This window comes from Ureibacillus sp. FSL K6-3587, assembly GCF_038593165.1.
Classification (GTDB): Bacteria; Bacillota; Bacilli; order Bacillales_A; family Planococcaceae; genus Ureibacillus; species Ureibacillus suwonensis.
The window spans coordinates 1,611,325-1,627,630 of record NZ_CP151969.1 but is presented as its reverse complement, the minus strand read 5'-3'; the positions used below and the strand labels follow the sequence as shown (position 1 = coordinate 1,627,630).

The following is a 16,306-nucleotide window of genomic DNA, read 5'->3' as shown; positions in this document are numbered from 1 at the left end:
GTTTATCCAGTTTTCAAAGAACAAGCCTACTGACTTCGTTCGCAACTTGAATTTACGTCAGCGAATCAGCTCCATGCAGGCTTGCGACGAGTAATGATTTCACTTCTCGAATACGCATCGCGCAGGAGCAACGTTTGAAGGTATGAACCTTCAAAACTGAACCCAAAACGTTAATGTTTTCCGTTTATATCCTTAGAAAGGAGGTGATCCAGCCGCACCTTCCGATACGGCTACCTTGTTACGACTTCACCCCAATCATCTGTCCCACCTTCGGCGGCTGGCTCCCGGAGGGTTACCTCACCGACTTCGGGTGTTACAGACTCTCGTGGTGTGACGGGCGGTGTGTACAAGGCCCGGGAACGTATTCACCGCGGCATGCTGATCCGCGATTACTAGCGATTCCGGCTTCATGCAGGCGAGTTGCAGCCTGCAATCCGAACTGAGAGTGGCTTTTTGGGATTCGCTCCCCCTCGCGGGTTTGCTGCCCTTTGTACCACCCATTGTAGCACGTGTGTAGCCCAGGTCATAAGGGGCATGATGATTTGACGTCATCCCCACCTTCCTCCGTATTTGTACGGCAGTCTCCTTAGAGTGCCCAACTGAATGATGGCAACTAAGGACAAGGGTTGCGCTCGTTGCGGGACTTAACCCAACATCTCACGACACGAGCTGACGACAACCATGCACCACCTGTCACCGCTGTCCCCGAAGGGAAGGCCATGTCTCCATGGCGGTCAGCGGGATGTCAAGACCTGGTAAGGTTCTTCGCGTTGCTTCGAATTAAACCACATGCTCCACCGCTTGTGCGGGCCCCCGTCAATTCCTTTGAGTTTCAGTCTTGCGACCGTACTCCCCAGGCGGAGTGCTTAATGCGTTAGCTGCAGCACTAAGGGGCGGAAACCCCCTAACACCTAGCACTCATCGTTTACGGCGTGGACTACCAGGGTATCTAATCCTGTTTGCTCCCCACGCTTTCGCGCCTCAGCGTCAGTTACAGGCCAGGAAGCCGCCTTCGCCACTGGTGTTCCTCCATATCTCTACGCATTTCACCGCTACACATGGAATTCCACTTCCCTCTCCTGCACTCAAGTCTCCCAGTTTCCAATGACCCTCCCCGGTTGAGCCGGGGGCTTTCACATCAGACTTAAGAGACCGCCTGCGCGCGCTTTACGCCCAATAATTCCGGACAACGCTTGCCACCTACGTATTACCGCGGCTGCTGGCACGTAGTTAGCCGTGGCTTTCTAGTAAGGTACCGTCAGGGCGCAGCCAGTGACTGCTGCGCTTGTTCTTCCCTTACAACAGAGCTTTACGATCCGAAGACCTTCTTCGCTCACGCGGCGTTGCTCCATCAGGCTTTCGCCCATTGTGGAAGATTCCCTACTGCTGCCTCCCGTAGGAGTCTGGGCCGTGTCTCAGTCCCAGTGTGGCCGATCACCCTCTCAGGTCGGCTACGCATCGTCGCCTTGGTAGGCCGTTACCCCACCAACTAGCTAATGCGCCGCGGGCCCATCCTATAGTGATAGCAGAACCATCTTTCAACCCCGAAGCATGCGCTTCGGTGTGTTATCCGGTATTAGCACGCGTTTCCGCGAGTTATCCCGGTCTATAGGGCAGGTTACCCACGTGTTACTCACCCGTCCGCCGCTAACCAATCAAAAAGCAAGCTTTCTAATTGGTCCGCTCGACTTGCATGTATTAGGCACGCCGCCAGCGTTCGTCCTGAGCCAGGATCAAACTCTCCATAAAAGAAAATTTGATTAGCTCAAACTTTTGTCCGTATCCAATCCGTCAACGAGGGTTAACGAATCGGAAAAATTTATAACATTAACGTTTCGGTGTTCAGTTTTCAAGGTTCATTTTCTTAACCGCTTCAACAGCAACGTTTAATATAATAACACGTTCCAAAAACCGTGTCAAGAACTTTTTTTGCTGTTTTTTATTTTCAGCAGCAACGTTTATTAATATAACACCGTTGATTTAGTTTTTCAAGCATAAATTAATAAAAAATCAATTCCTATTTTTCGCTCTATTCTAAAATTGACTTCATAGAATATGTACCCTCTATTAAATAAGATAAACTTTAAAAGAAAAAAACAGCCAAATGAAAAAGGAGAATTTGAGCAAACTCAAATTCTCCTTTTACTTAGGTTGGGGATTTCTGAATAATCGGTTTAAATTTGATTATATCAATGACCTGTTGTCGCCAAGAAAAGTAGGAAAATTACTGCAAAGACATACATGATCCAGTGCACTTCTTTTGCTCTTCCTTTTAGTACCATTGTGATTGGATAGAATAAGAAACCTACCGCGATACCAGTTGCGATGGATCCTGTAAATGGCATCATAACCATTGTCAAGAAGGAAGGCACTGCAATCTCGAATTTTTTCCATTCAATCTCACCTAAAGATGCAACCATCAATACTCCCACTACAATCAGAGCCGGTGCAGTAACCGCATTTGTTACTATATTTAAGACCGGTGAGAAGAATAATGCTAATAAGAATAAAATTCCTGTAACAAGGGAAGCAAAACCTGTTCTTGCACCAGCTGCCACACCTGAAGAAGATTCAATGTAAGATGTAACAGTGGATGTACCAAAAATGGAACCGATAATTGACGCAATTGAGTCAGAAATCAATGCTCTGCCCGCGCGAGGCAATTTGTTATCTTTTACAAAGCCCGCTTGGTTTGCTACGGCCATTAATGTACCGGCATTATCAAAAAAGTCTACGAATAAGAATGTTAAGATTGAAGTTAACATCGGAATCGTATAGAACGCCGGATCACCGAATGCGGAAAATAACTTGCCGAATGTCGGTTCAACACTTGGAGGTGTTGATAAAATACCGTTTGGCGTTTGAATAAGGCCAAAAATCATACCAACAATCGCTGTCAACACCATACCGATGAATACGGCACCTCTGACATTTAACACCATCAAAATGACGATTACAAAAATACCGAAAATCGCTAATAACACTTGAGGCTCTCTTAAATCACCGATGCTCAATAAATTATCCGGATCATCCACAACAATTCCGGATAGTTTTAAACCGATAAAAGCAATAAACAATCCGATTCCGGCACCTACAGCCAGTTTTAATTCCATCGGGATTGCATTAATCAATTTTTCGCGCAATCCAGTCAAAGTCAAAATAAAGAAGAAAAGTGATGAAATGAATACAGCCGCTAACGCATATTCCCATGGGAAACCATGTCCTAAAACCACTTCGAAAGTGAAGAATGCGTTTAATCCAAGTCCCGGAGCCAATGCAAGCGGATATTTGGCAAATAGTCCCATGATAAAACATCCGATTGCGGAAGAAACCGCTGTTGCAACAAATACCGCCCCTTGATTCATTCCACTTTCCGAAAGAATGGCAGGGTTAACAGCCAAAATGTAAGCCATCGCTAAGAATGTTGTAAGCCCACCGATAATTTCCTGACGATATGTGGTTCCCAGTTCATCAAATTGGAAATATTTTCTCATAATTTCCTCCGTCTTCCCGTCGCTTCTGTCGATTCAGTTTCAGTATGTCCCACCTTGCCTATAAAATTCAAAAAAATAAAAAGTCATGCCACATTTGCACGACTACAACTCCATAATAGAATCCAAAGGGAAACTCTATTAACAAAGTCGTAGTCAAGCCATTTACGGTAGCTTGGTAGAGACTATCGAGCCATATTCTCGACATTATACGACGTTTTATTTAATTATTACTCAAGTAATATAGCATCTATTTTTTCCTATTTCAATACCATTCACGAACATTTTTTATTTTTTTTATTTTAAAGTTCGTAAAAAACCGTACATTAATAACAAATTCTATATTTTGGTAAAAAACGTTCAGTTTTCATACAGGCGTAAAGTGATGGGCATTTTATCCTGTAAATCCTTCCACTGAGGGCGTTGCAGGAAGATTACAGAAACAGTTCCCAAATGACACATTGTGCAAAGTTGTCCATAAAAAACTCCCTTCCATTTAGTTATTGAAAGAGAGTTATCATGTGTTGTATTCAATTTAAATAGACTGATGTATGCAAATTACTCCCATTCAATCGTAGCTGGCGGCTTGGAAGTGATGTCAAGAAGCACGCGGTTGACATGAGGCACCTCGTTCACGATGCGTGTTGAGATTTTTTCCAACACATCATAAGGAATGCGCGCCCAGTCGCAAGTCATTCCATCGATGGATGTAACCGCACGAATGCCGATAGCGTAGTCATATGTGCGTTGGTCTCCCATGACGCCGACGGATTTGATTTCAGGAAGTACTGTGAAGTATTGCCAAATTTCACGGTCAAGACCGGCTTTTTTGATTTCCTCACGTAAGATAGCATCGGATTCACGAACGATTTCCAATTTTTCTTCTGTTACTTCGCCAAGCACGCGAATGGCAAGACCTGGTCCCGGGAATGGCTGGCGCCAAACAATTTCATCAGGCAACCCTAATTGAGTACCCAATGCACGAACCTCATCTTTAAACAATGTTTTTAACGGTTCGATCAATTCAAATTTCATATCTTCCGGTAAACCGCCGACATTGTGGTGGGATTTGATTGTTTGAGCTGTAGCCGTACCGGATTCAATGATGTCGGTATAAAGTGTGCCCTGTGCAAGGAAATCCATATCTTTCAATTTGCTTGCTTCATCAGAGAATACATAAATGAACTCGTTTCCGATAATTTTACGTTTTTGTTCCGGATCTGAAACGCCTTTCAATTTATTCATGAAACGTTCGCGGGCGTCGATTTTGATCACTTTCATGCCAAATTTGCCTTCGAATGTTTCCATTACGCTTTCCGCTTCGCCTTTGCGGAGCAAGTTATGGTCCACGAACATACAAGTTAATTGGTCTCCGATGGCTTTATGGATCAATACCGCAACAACGGAAGAATCGACCCCTCCTGAAAGAGCACATAATACTTTTTTATCTCCCACTTGTTCACGGATTTTTTTCACTTCCAGTTCAATGAAGTTTTCCATTGTCCAGTCGCCTTTTGCACCGCAAATATTGAATACAAAGTGGCGCAAAATATCATTACCATGAACAGAATGGCGTACTTCAGGATGGAATTGAACGCCGTAGATTTTGCGTTCCGTATTTTCCATTGCCGTAATTGGGCAGCTTGGGCTTGTCGCGATTGTTTCAAAACCTTCAGGCAATTGAGTCACCAAGTCGCCATGGCTCATCCAAACCACTTGTTGTTTTGGAAGGTCTGCAAACAATTGGTTGTCTTTTGTAATTTCAATTTCCGCTTTACCATATTCGCGGGTTTCCGCACTTTCCACTTTCCCGCCAAGGGTATGGGCAATCAATTGCATTCCATAGCAAATCCCTAAAATAGGTAAACCTAAATTAAAAATTTCTTCATCCACTTTAAACGCATTTTCATCATACACGGAATTCGGACCGCCTGAGAAGATGATTCCCACAGCGTTCATTTCTTTGATTTCCTGCGCAGAAATTGTATGGGGTTGTAGTTCGGAAAATACTCCAAATTCACGAATTCGGCGCGTGATCAATTGATTGTATTGGCTTCCGAAGTCGAGAACAACGATTTTTTCTTGCTCTTTTAATTGAGTCGTCACGTTTTACACCTCTTCTATATTTTCTGCCTTATAATTTTTTAAATTTTACTCTGACTCCCATTTAAAATCAACCGCTAGTACGATTGATTAAATTTTCCAAACTTTCTTTCACTTTTATATAATCGATTTTTGTTTTATTCCCGTAAAGATAATTTTCATATGCGGCCGTAATCTGCGACATATATGGGGAATCAAATGCTTCGTCCGCTTCTGTTGCAAAAGATTGCAGCGTTTGTCCTTCCTTCCTTTTCAGCCCTTTTAATTCTAACATTTTTAACAGTCTCATATAAATCTTTTCAAAGTTTGTTTCATTAATATTTTGATTTTTTAACCATCGGCTATACCATTTCGGCATCCATAACTTGCGGGAAAAGAACAGGATGATGCCTGCAACAGGCAGACCGATCAAGGCATAGTACAATAAAAAGCGGAGATTTTTGATGAAATCCAATAACCCTGCAAAAATGCCGTTCCCCTGTTTCATCGTTTCATCTTGATCCCGTTGGTTTTCCGGTTTTGTGTCATCATCGACTGTCAGCATTTCATCCTGATATGCATCGGTTTCAAAATCATATTCAATGTTGCGGTTTGTTGAAAAGCCGATCGTCGGTTCAAAAGGAACCCAGCCTACTTTAGGGATATAGGCTTCCACCCAGGAATGGGCATCGTTATTTGTAATTTCGAAAGTTTTCAGCTCTCCATCACTGGACACCATTTCTCCACCGGCAAATCCTTTTACCCATCTCGCGGGAATCCCCACGGCCCGCAGCATCACAACCATTGCCGATGAAAAATTGTCACAGTAGCCATATTTGGTTTCAAATAAAAACTGATCAACGTAGTCCTGGTCTTCTTCAGGAACAGGCACCCCTTCCGTTTCATACCGGAAGCCATTCGTTGCAAAATAACTTTCGATGGCCCGCGCCTTTTCATAATCATTGCCTTTGTCCTTCACGATCTCCCTTGCCAAATCAATGACTCTTTGCGGAAGGGAATCAGGCAGCTGCAAATATTTTTCCCGAATACTTATATCGATCGGTTGTTGGATTGTCGAAGTCAAATCGCTGTATAAATACTCCGGCGTGCTGTATTTAATATGATACATATACTCCCCCGTGTAATCGGTGGCGATTTTTTCCGTTTCTAAATTCATTGCCATATTCACTTGATCTGCCATATCACCGGAGACATTGATGGAAACAAGTCCGTATGGTTGAATAACAAAATCGTAAGGATACTTCGGTTCAATATGGGCAAATTGCTCCTCGCCTTCAGGACCTACCGGCAATGAATGATTGATAGGTTGTCCATAAGAGATTTGTTGCAATAAAATGGTATCGCCCGAAGACTCCCAACCTTTTGACGTATAGAAATCTTTCGTTTCCACCCGCCAATACTGTTTCGTTGCCGCTTGCGCAATGAAAACGACCGTGTCATCCCCTACAAAGGAACCCCCCAGCGCCGAATCATCTTCATCGTAACCGACTTTTTTCACCGGCTCTCCAAATATGCGTCCGCCCTGGTTTGCTGCGGATTTTATATACGGAACCGGATCAGGCCATTGGGGAGCCGCTTTTGGCAACAGGATCGCCACCGCCCCGACAACCCCGATCATCAACAGGACCGGCAATGCCAGCTTAAAATACTGATGCCAATTAAATGAAGCGCCAGATTGCAACATCAGTTTTTTAATATACAAAAATACAAGCATCAGCAATCCAATCAGCACCACTTCAACAATGGCAACCGTACCATCATAATTGGTGAACGTGTCCAAGATTCCAATGAAAATCACCGTCAACACAAGGAAATAGAAGATGTTCAATCTTACCGTCAACCAATAATGCACGATATAGACGAGCATCCACATAAGCAGGAAAAATAAAACCGATTGGAAAGCGTTTGTGATATAAAAGAAACTTCCTTGCAGAATCAATGAAACATTATAATACAGTTCATTGAACAGAAACTGGATACCTTCCGATGAGAACAAGGAAAAATCGCTGTACACATAAACGATAAACCATGAAATATAGCATATTTTTACAACCCACGATATAAAAAAAGGGATGCGGAACAGACTGAACAAAAGGCACAATAAGATGAACAACAAAATTAATTCCACATACCCCATACCCGTCAACATCATGATCGGCAAAAGCCATTCCCGCAATATCAAAAAAATCATAATGCCATATAATGCGAGCTCGAATTTATTGAAAACTTCATTTTTCACGGTTTTAACACCTCCGTGAACACTTCGCTGAACATCGGTTTTGTAATCGGCACAATTTTTACGTTGTAATAGTCCCCTTTCATTCGCAGCTGCTCTTCCTGCTTGGATGCAACCACAAAACAGATGATGCCCTTTGTCTTTCTCCCATGATTTTTAAAGAAACTTCTTAATGAATCGCTCAATTCCCCCGTAAATAGAAGAATAAAGGAATCGAGTGTCTTGCCTTCCTTCGTCAAAAGAAGCTCGATATTTTTTGAATCGCTTGCTTTCACCATCGCCAATTGCCGCATGATCCGCTCCAGTTGTCCCCGTTTCAAATGGGAATAAAATGTTTGTTCCTCTCCCGCAATGAAAAACGACACATCTCCTTGATGATCAACAATCGTTTGCAAAACAGAAGCCGCCAATTCAAGGGACTCTTCAAAATGGCTTTTCACTGTAGCATCCAGAACAAGCAATGCTTCCTGGCTGTGCCGCACTTCAAAATCTTTCGTCCTCAATGTTTCATCCTTCGCAAAGGATTTCCAATGAATCCATGAAAATCGATCTCCCGCTTGATAATCCCTGACACCCGTTGCCATGGAAGTATCTTTCATAAAAGCGAAAGGAGCCAATACTACTCCCTGATCAAACTGCCTCCGCATTTCACGGTATTTCATCTTTGTGATTTTTGGATAAACCATCACCTTTTGTTTTTGAACGGCAAATTTATGCCTGACAGTCCATCCAAAAAGATCGGTGAAGGTGAATTGCAATGCGGAAAATTCAATGACACCCCGTTCCAAATCAGGTATTTCATACGTCCAAGAAAAATTCCTTTTCAAACCGACAAAAAATACATTGGAACTTCCCTTCATTTTTTCAACCATATCATCGTCCAGTCCAATCTCCCTGATTGTCAGAAACGCTAATGGAAACCAAGTCTTATTAATAAAATGCACCGTCACGGACGCTATATCGCCTCTTTCAAGTCTTGCCGGCTGAATCTCCCTCCGGACTTCCTCAATGCGGAGGGGGACAAAATGAAGAAGCAAAGAGTAGAGCAAAAAAGGAATCAACGTGTAAAACAGAAACCAGCTGACAAATCCCCCTTGAAACATCGCATAACTGAATGTAACGACAATCAATAAAACATTGACGACAAAGCGGCCAAACTTGCTGATTATTCCTTTCCACATGCTCATCTTTCTGCAAACCTTTTAATAGGAATGACGGACTCGGCAATGATATTGTTGATGATATCCTCCACCGTCACACCTTCATAGCGCGCCTCCGGTTTTAAAATGATTCGATGACCGAAGACAAAAGGCGCCAAATATTGGACATCATCAGGTTTTACGAAATCCCGGTCAAACATTTTGGCATAGGCTTGGGATGCCCTCATCAATGCAATCGTTCCCCGAGGGCTGACCCCCAAATATACATTTTCATCGGTTCTGGTCGCCCGCGCTAGTTGAACGATATATCCTTTTACGGAATCATCCACGTAAACATTTTTCACTTCTTCTTGCAATTCCAATAATTCCCCGATGGTGATCACCGGCTCCAAAGTTTGAATGGGCACTTTATTTTCAGCGCGTCTTAAGATTTCGATTTCCTCCAGTGTTGTCGGATAACCCATGCGGATTTTCATTAAAAACCGATCCAATTGGGCTTCCGGCAATGGAAAAGTTCCTTCGTATTCAATCGGGTTTTGCGTGGCCATGACAAAAAAAGGTTTTGGCAACTGAATGACTTCCCCATCGATGCTCACTGACGATTCTTCCATACATTCCAGTAAAGCGGATTGGGTTTTAGGGGATGTACGGTTAATTTCATCAGCTAAAATAATATTTCCTACGATGGGGCCGGGTCTGAATTCAAACTGCATGGTTTTCGGATTATAGATGGAAACTCCGATGACATCAGAAGGCAACAAGTCAGGAGTAAATTGAATCCGCTTAAATTCCGCGCTCACGGATTTCGCAAGGGAACGTACCATCATGGTTTTTCCGACTCCCGGCACATCTTCAAGCAATACATGTCCACCGGCAAGCAAGGCGATTATGCTAAGTTCAGCCACTTCCCGTTTTCCTATCATTACTTTCTCTATATTACTGATAATTTTTTCGATTTTTTTGTGCATAAAGTATCCTCCTGAAACTCGGGAAAAAGTCAGAATTTACGAAAAATAATTTAATTCAAGCATAAAATAAAAACTGGATAAAAAACAACTAATTTCAATTCGAAAAAGGAAATTATATACCATTAGTATATTTTCCACCTTTATCCGAAAAATTAAACGAAAAAGAAAAGCGAAGTGTTGCCACTTCGCCCTCCATCTTATCAAATTCCCTATTCAATTCTATATCCACCCCACTCTTTGAACACGGCCGATTCAGGAATTGCCAATTTCACCGAATTAACAGTTTATAAGGCGATATCAAATGGATTTACGGTAAGTGCGAATGAGAGCTTCCTTATTTCTTGCTTTTTGGATGTTCATTTGATGTTGCATTAAACGGTTGCGCATTTTTTCAACCGTTTCACTATCAAGTGGTTGCCCAATAATGACCATTCTTTTGGTGTTGCGGTTTAAAATTGCATTCGATGAACGGTTTTGCTCCGTATTATTCCTTTTATTTTTTTGCTGTTCCCTCGGATTTTTCGAGAAAAAATGCCGTCCGCCACCGTCGTTCATCATTTTGAACACTTGATCATGACTGGAATGCAAATAACGTTTTGTGTAAGTGCTATTCACAACCGATTGAACGCGAGAAGTTCTCAAATGACACTCACCTCCGCTTCCTGTCTATACTATTTATTTCTATTAATATCGGTACATAACAATAAACTTCAATCTTTCCACCATCAAATAATACTGAATTTTCTTTCAATTGATCGCAAGAAAACCTTCGTTGTTTCATGGTATGCGGGTTTTTATAAAAAATTGTCTCCCACCTTAATCGTCCAGATGGGAGACACAGATCAACAGTTTTTTGCCTATCCGCCCTTACTTCCAAAAATCATCAAAGATGGTGATCGGCAAATGGCGTTTATGCTGCGAGCGTAAATAGTGGCCTTCGATTGTTTTTCTTGCTTCCTCCGGCACAGTTTTTCCTTCCAAATAATCGTCAATCATTTCATAAGATACCCCTAAAGCCGCTTCATCCGGCAGTTGAGGCCGATCATCTTCCAAGTCTGCGGTAGGCGTTTTTTTGTATAAATGTTCAGGGCAGCCTAAATATTGAAGCAGCTGCTTTCCTTGCCGCTTATTTAATCGGAAAATCGGCACCAAATCGACGCCTCCATCGCCGTATTTCGTGTAAAATCCCGTCACCGCTTCCGCCGCATGATCCGTTCCGACAACGACAGAGTTGGTCATTAAAGCGATGGAATATTGCACTTTCATCCGTTCGCGGGCTTTTTCATTTCCTTTCGCGTAATCGCTCAACACGATCCCCGCTTCCCGCAAGGCTTCGACACTTGCATCCACGGCCTTTTTAATGTTTACCGTAATGACTTTTGTCGGCTGAATAAATTGGATGGCATCCTGCGCATCTTGTTCATCCTTTTGTTCCCCATACGGAAGACGGACTGCGTAACAGGAATATTTCTGTTCACCGGCTTCTTCATTTAATTCATCGACGGCCATTTGCGTCAACTTTCCGACCAGTGTGGAATCCTGCCCTCCGCTGATGGCAATGACAAACCCTTTTATAAAAGGATGTTTCTTTGCATATTCCTTTAAAAATTCGACGGATTTCCGCACCTCTTCTGCAGGGTCAATTTCGGGCAAGACGTGCAACTCTTCAATAATCTGTTTTTGTAAACTTTCCAAATGAAGCCCCCCTAAACTATTCCAAATTTTCGACTGCATCACGGATTTCTTGAATTTTTTTCATTTTGTTATCCCAACATTTTTGGCTGAGGTCCACAGGATATTCTTCAGGATTCAATGAGCGTTTATATTCATCCCATAACAATTCCAAACTTTCCTTTGCATATTCGCGCATTTCCAGAACAGATGGGCTTTCATACACGATTTTAGCTTCATCTATAATTTTTTTATGTAATTCTTTCGCTTCGAAGTTAGTCACAAATTTTGAGATAAAGGTATGCACAGGATGGAACATTTTTAAACGTTTTTCTTCCTGCGGGTTCTCATCCGCCAATGTAATGTAGTCCCCTTCCGCTTTTCCATTTTCTTTGTTGATAATGCGGAACACTCTTTTTAAACCTGGTGTCGTCACTTTTTCTGCATTGGAAGTAATCTTCAATGTATCTTCCATTTCACCATGTTCATTTTCAATCGCCACCATTTTATAAACGGCGCCCAATGCAGGTTGATCATAAGCCGTGATGAGCTTTGTACCAATTCCCCAAGAATCCACTTTGGCGCCTTGTGCTTTCAGGTTTAAAATCGTGTATTCATCCAAATTATTGGATGCAATGATTTTCGCATTGGTGAACCCAGCTTCATCCAACATGCGTCGTGCTTCTTTTGATAAAAAGGCGATATCCCCGCTGTCCAAGCGGATTCCGATAAAATTGATTTGGTCTCCCAATTCTTTGGCTACGCGGATGGCATTGGGAACGCCTGATTTCAATGTATTATATGTGTCGACCAGGAACACGCAATCTTTGTGTCTTCTTGCATAGGCTTTAAAAGCTTCATATTCATCTTTGTAAGCTTGTACAAAAGCGTGGGCATGTGTACCGGACACCGGGATATTGAATATTTTTCCTGCCCGGACGTTGGAAGTGGAATCAAAACCGCCAATAATGGCAGCCCGTGCTCCCCAAATGGCGGCATCCAATTCTTGCGCCCGGCGGGAACCAAATTCCGCAGCCGCTTCATCTTTGATAATCTGCTTAATCCGGCTTGCTTTAGTGGCGATCAAAGTTTGAAAATTGACAATATTTAATAGGGCTGTTTCGATAAGTTGCGCTTCTGCCAACGGTGCTTCAATACGAAGCAACGGTTCATTCGCAAAAACGACTTCCCCTTCCACGACCGAATGCAAGGAACCGGTAAAACGTAAAGATTTTAAGTAATCAAGAAATTCATCATCATAACCCAACTCTTTTAAATAGGCCAAGTCCGTTTCACTAAAGCGGAAATTTTTTAAGTAGTCGATAATCCGTTCAAGTCCCGCAAAGATGGCAAACCCGTTCCCGAAAGGAAGTTTTCTGAAGAAAATTTCAAAAACGGCTTTGCGATTATGAATACCGTCAGCCCAATAACATTCCACCATATTGATTTGATATAAATCCGTGTGCAAAGTTAATGAATCGTCTTGATACATTTCTTTCATTCAAGATCCCTTCTTCCATTATTCGTTAATTTTAGTATACACTATTCCAATTTTCTATTCGAAGTTTTCGGCAAAATTATCATACAAATCTCACATTCAAAAAACAAACAAATGAATGGCACACCGTTTTCTTTTCTTCACTTTTGATAAAAATTTATTATTTTCACTTTTTTCTGGCTTAAGACTCAATTATACTTATATAGGATAGGAGATTGTGATGACAAACGCAATAATTCATTCTGAAATATGTTTGTCAGAAAAAATGGTTCGCTTATATCAGAAGAAGGTGCCGGTCATTTTCTACGTCGGCAAAATCGCCACAATTGCCGGTCCTTCAGATGCAGGAAAAACGTCCATTATTATATGGATTAATTTCCACTTCTTCGGGAAATATAATAACGGTAGGGAATATTGTATCGACATTATTTGATGAGCAATTGCAATTTTCACAAAAAAACAATAATTAGCGAATTATGTATTCTAAAGCTTCAAAATCTTCTATGCTATAATATTTTTGTATATCTTATCAGGAAAAGAGGAGATCGTTTATGCCAGTATTACGTGACTTTTTCATCGCACTATCAGAAAATCAGCTTTTGAATAAGGCAGCACAAAAATATGGTTTAAAACTCGGAGCTCAAAGTGTTGTTGCTGGTACAAATATCCCTGAAGTTATCGAAAGTATCAAAGAACTGAACAAACACGGTATTTCATGTACAGTGGATGTCCTCGGTGAATTTGTAAACGATCGGTCAGAAGCAATCAAAGCGAAAGATTACATTATCGAAACAATTGAAGCGCTTCATGAAAGCGGTGTCGATGCCCATATTTCAATCAAACCTTCCCAATTAGGTTTAAAAATTGACTTTGACTTCTGTTACGATAATGTGATGGAAATTGTAGGAACTGCCCATAAATATAATATGCACGTAAACTTTGACCAGGAAACTTACGATTTGTTGCAGCCTACATTTGAATTGATGGAAAAAGTGTCCGAAACTTACGATAATGTCGGTACGGTTATCCAAGCTTATTTCTTCAATGCGAAAGAAAATGCGGAAAAATATAAAGATTACCGCCTTCGCATCGTAAAAGGCGCTTATAAAGAATCGCCAAGCGTTGCTTATCAAGATAAAAGCGATATTGATTTGAACTTTATTGAAATCATTGAATACTCCTTATTGAATTGCAAATTTACGTCCATCGCGACACACGATCATAATGTAATCAATCACGTCAAACAATTCGTGAAAGATCACAATATTCCTAATGACCGGTTTGAATTCCAAATGCTTTATGGTTTCCGCAAAGATATGCAATTGGAATTGGCTAAAGAAGGCTATAATTTCTGTACTTATGTTCCTTTCGGCAGTGACTGGTACGGATACTTCATGCGCCGACTTGCTGAACGTCCTCAAAACATAAACCTTGTCACAAAACAAGTGTTTAATAAAAAGACGAATACAGTCATCGGCTTAATGGCTGCCGCCTTTGCATTGGGACGCCTTACGAAAAAAAATAAATAATGAAAATAAAAGGACATAACATCGGCTTAAACGCTTGTTATGTCCTCTCTTTTTTATTTATTCCACCCTTTTTCTTTAAAGCGGGAAATGGCTTCGATACGATTGCCGACGCCCAGCTTATCCAAAATGGTGGAGATGTAATTTCTTACGGTACCTGTGGATAAATATAACTCCGCAGCGATCTCCTTTGTGGTTTTTCCTTCCGCCACAAGCTCCAACACTTGACTTTCCCGTTCGGTCAATGGATTTTCGCTTTCTTCATCATAGACGATATCCACCAATTCCGGTGCATAGATCCGTCTTCCTTCCATAATCACCCGTATAGCGTTCACGAGCTCTTCAATCGGGCTGTCCTTCAACAAATAACCTCTCACTCCGGCTTTTCTTGCCCGGTCAAAATAACCGGGTCTTGCAAAGGTCGTTAAAATGATAATTTTGCAATCGGTTTTCCCATTCAACTCTTCCGCAGCATCAAGCCCTGTTTTCACCGGCATTTCAATATCCATAATGCAAATATCCGGTTTCAATTCGTCGACAAGCCGCACCGCTTCTTCCCCGTTTTTGGCAAGTCCCACTACTTCCATATCGTCTTCCATGTTTAGCAGTGAACTTAATGCGCCAAGCAACATCCCTTGATCTTCCGCAATCACAATTCTTATCATATTGCACTTCCTTCCTGGTGGGTAATGGTGAGGGGTATCGTAATCTTCAATTTCACTCCAGGATTATTTTCAATCGTCACTGTTCCATTGATAAATTCCAATCGTTCACGCATCCCTTTTAATCCATTCCCTTCAAACCCGGCGTTTTCATTTAATCCTTTTCCATCATCTTGGATCAACAGCATCACTTCATTTTTATCCTGTTGAATTTCAACGGTGCAGTTCTTTGCACCGCTATGCTTCACAATGTTGGTCACCGCTTCTTTTAAACACATACTTAGTACATTTTCCACTAAAACGGGGATTTTTAATTTATGAATATCCCCGATCAACTGATAGTGAATCCCGGCAGCTTGCAACATTTCCTCCACCCGCTTGCATTCCTCGCTCAACTTGACAGCTTTCATATTCGAAACGAGTTCCCGCACTTCTTTTAATGCGATTCTTGCCGTGTGCCGGATTTCTTGAATTTCTTTGATCGCCGCTTTCGGATTTTTTTCCACAAGCCGGCTCGCCAAATCGCTCTTTAAACCGATCATGGAGAGCTTTTGTCCCAGCGTATCATGCAAATCCCTGGCAATACGCTGCCGTTCTTCGTGGATAATCAGTTCCGCAATCCGCTCTTTTGCACTTTCCAATTCACCTTCCAGATTTTCCTGCTTGTTCCTGCTATAGATGGCGATCGGCAAAATGACAACACCCACTACGGTGATGATGATAAATGTCGTCTGGTGGAGGAATGATTCCAATTCAATGAAATAACCGGCGACGATGGAAAGAATCGTAAATCCAATATGCAAGCCGTACATGATATAAAAACCGACCGTGCTTTTGATATTACCAATGAAGAAAGAGGTGAAGATGGATAAATACACATACCCGTAAAATAACGTCATCAAAATATTCAGCGCCATTCCGAAACTGACCCACATATAGACAACCCCGTTTTTGGAATGGACAGAAAAATAGTAAGATAAAAAATAAAGCA

The 16,306-nt window shown here is 41.8% G+C and carries 12 protein-coding genes, 1 rRNA gene and 1 riboswitch; of the genes, 2 read left to right on the top strand and 11 right to left on the bottom strand.

The window, feature by feature from the left end; genetic code table 11:
* Positions 1 to 196: 196 nt before the first annotated feature.
* From NSS77_RS07980 to NSS77_RS07940, 9 genes are all read right to left on the bottom strand, one after another.
* Positions 197 to 1,749 (bottom strand): 16S ribosomal RNA (locus tag NSS77_RS07980).
* Positions 1,750 to 2,189: 440 nt separating this feature from the next.
* Entirely contained in the window at positions 2,190 to 3,494 is a 1,305-nt protein-coding gene (locus NSS77_RS07975; protein WP_342471112.1) for an NCS2 family permease, read from the bottom strand.
* A 130-nt stretch (positions 3,495 to 3,624) separates the two neighbouring features.
* Positions 3,625 to 3,726: riboswitch (purine riboswitch) on the bottom strand.
* Positions 3,727 to 4,049: 323 nt separating this feature from the next.
* A complete protein-coding gene (gene guaA / locus NSS77_RS07970; RefSeq protein ID WP_342471111.1) occupies positions 4,050 to 5,597 on the bottom strand; it encodes a glutamine-hydrolyzing GMP synthase in 1,548 nt (515 codons plus the stop codon).
* 67 nt (positions 5,598 to 5,664) lie between these two features.
* Positions 5,665 to 7,833 carry a transglutaminase domain-containing protein gene (locus tag NSS77_RS07965; protein WP_342471110.1) on the bottom strand — a complete coding sequence of 723 codons (2,169 nt, stop codon included), beginning with the start codon at positions 7,831 to 7,833 and terminating at the stop codon, positions 5,665 to 5,667.
* Complete coding sequence (locus NSS77_RS07960; RefSeq protein ID WP_342471109.1) at positions 7,830 to 9,011, bottom strand: DUF58 domain-containing protein; 1,182 nt, start codon at positions 9,009 to 9,011, stop codon at positions 7,830 to 7,832. Before NSS77_RS07960 ends, NSS77_RS07965 begins: the two co-directional genes overlap by 4 nt.
* Before the next feature lie 2 nt (positions 9,012 to 9,013).
* Complete coding sequence (locus NSS77_RS07955) at positions 9,014 to 9,958, bottom strand: MoxR family ATPase (RefSeq protein ID WP_342471108.1); 945 nt, start codon at positions 9,956 to 9,958, stop codon at positions 9,014 to 9,016.
* Between the two features lie 297 nt (positions 9,959 to 10,255).
* Positions 10,256 to 10,600 (bottom strand): hypothetical protein, encoded by a 345-nt coding sequence (locus NSS77_RS07950; protein WP_342471107.1) that lies wholly within the window; start codon positions 10,598 to 10,600, stop codon positions 10,256 to 10,258.
* 225 nt (positions 10,601 to 10,825) lie between these two features.
* Positions 10,826 to 11,692 (bottom strand): ammonia-dependent NAD(+) synthetase, encoded by an 867-nt coding sequence (nadE, locus tag NSS77_RS07945; protein WP_342471106.1) that lies wholly within the window; start codon positions 11,690 to 11,692, stop codon positions 10,826 to 10,828.
* A complete protein-coding gene (locus NSS77_RS07940) occupies positions 11,670 to 13,130 on the bottom strand; it encodes a nicotinate phosphoribosyltransferase (RefSeq protein ID WP_342471105.1) in 1,461 nt (486 codons plus the stop codon). Before NSS77_RS07940 ends, nadE begins: the two co-directional genes overlap by 23 nt.
* Positions 13,131 to 13,347: 217 nt before the next feature.
* Between NSS77_RS07940 and NSS77_RS07935 the strand changes: the two genes are divergently transcribed.
* The gene (locus NSS77_RS07935; RefSeq protein WP_342471104.1) at positions 13,348 to 13,560 is read left to right on the top strand and encodes a hypothetical protein; all 213 of its coding nucleotides are present in this window, start codon (positions 13,348 to 13,350) and stop codon (positions 13,558 to 13,560) included.
* A gap of 118 nt (positions 13,561 to 13,678) precedes the next feature.
* The gene (locus NSS77_RS07930; protein WP_342471103.1) at positions 13,679 to 14,656 is read left to right on the top strand and encodes a proline dehydrogenase family protein; all 978 of its coding nucleotides are present in this window, start codon (positions 13,679 to 13,681) and stop codon (positions 14,654 to 14,656) included.
* Positions 14,657 to 14,709: 53 nt separating this feature from the next.
* Here the strand turns inward: NSS77_RS07930 and NSS77_RS07925 are convergent, their stop codons facing one another.
* Both NSS77_RS07925 and NSS77_RS07920 read right to left on the bottom strand, forming a co-directional pair.
* A complete protein-coding gene (locus tag NSS77_RS07925; protein WP_342471102.1) occupies positions 14,710 to 15,318 on the bottom strand; it encodes a response regulator transcription factor in 609 nt (202 codons plus the stop codon).
* Complete coding sequence (locus NSS77_RS07920) at positions 15,315 to 16,250, bottom strand: sensor histidine kinase (protein ID WP_342471101.1); 936 nt, start codon at positions 16,248 to 16,250, stop codon at positions 15,315 to 15,317. The genes NSS77_RS07925 and NSS77_RS07920 overlap by 4 nt, the downstream gene beginning before the upstream one ends.
* Positions 16,251 to 16,306 lie beyond the last annotated feature (56 nt).

Coding starts and splice junctions, on each gene's coding strand:
- NSS77_RS07975 (WP_342471112.1), bottom strand. CDS start 3,494: ATGAGAAAATATTTCCAATTTGATGAACTGGGAACCACATATCGTCAG.
- NSS77_RS07960 (WP_342471109.1), bottom strand. CDS start 9,011: ATGTGGAAAGGAATAATCAGCAAGTTTGGCCGCTTTGTCGTCAATGTT.
- NSS77_RS07955 (WP_342471108.1), bottom strand. CDS start 9,958: ATGCACAAAAAAATCGAAAAAATTATCAGTAATATAGAGAAAGTAATG.
- nadE (WP_342471106.1), bottom strand. CDS start 11,692: ATGCAGTCGAAAATTTGGAATAGTTTAGGGGGGCTTCATTTGGAAAGT.
- NSS77_RS07940 (WP_342471105.1), bottom strand. CDS start 13,130: ATGAAAGAAATGTATCAAGACGATTCATTAACTTTGCACACGGATTTA.
- NSS77_RS07935 (WP_342471104.1), top strand. CDS start 13,348: ATGACAAACGCAATAATTCATTCTGAAATATGTTTGTCAGAAAAAATG.
- NSS77_RS07930 (WP_342471103.1), top strand. CDS start 13,679: ATGCCAGTATTACGTGACTTTTTCATCGCACTATCAGAAAATCAGCTT.
- NSS77_RS07925 (WP_342471102.1), bottom strand. CDS start 15,318: ATGATAAGAATTGTGATTGCGGAAGATCAAGGGATGTTGCTTGGCGCA.
- NSS77_RS07920 (WP_342471101.1), bottom strand. CDS start 16,250: ATGTGGGTCAGTTTCGGAATGGCGCTGAATATTTTGATGACGTTATTT.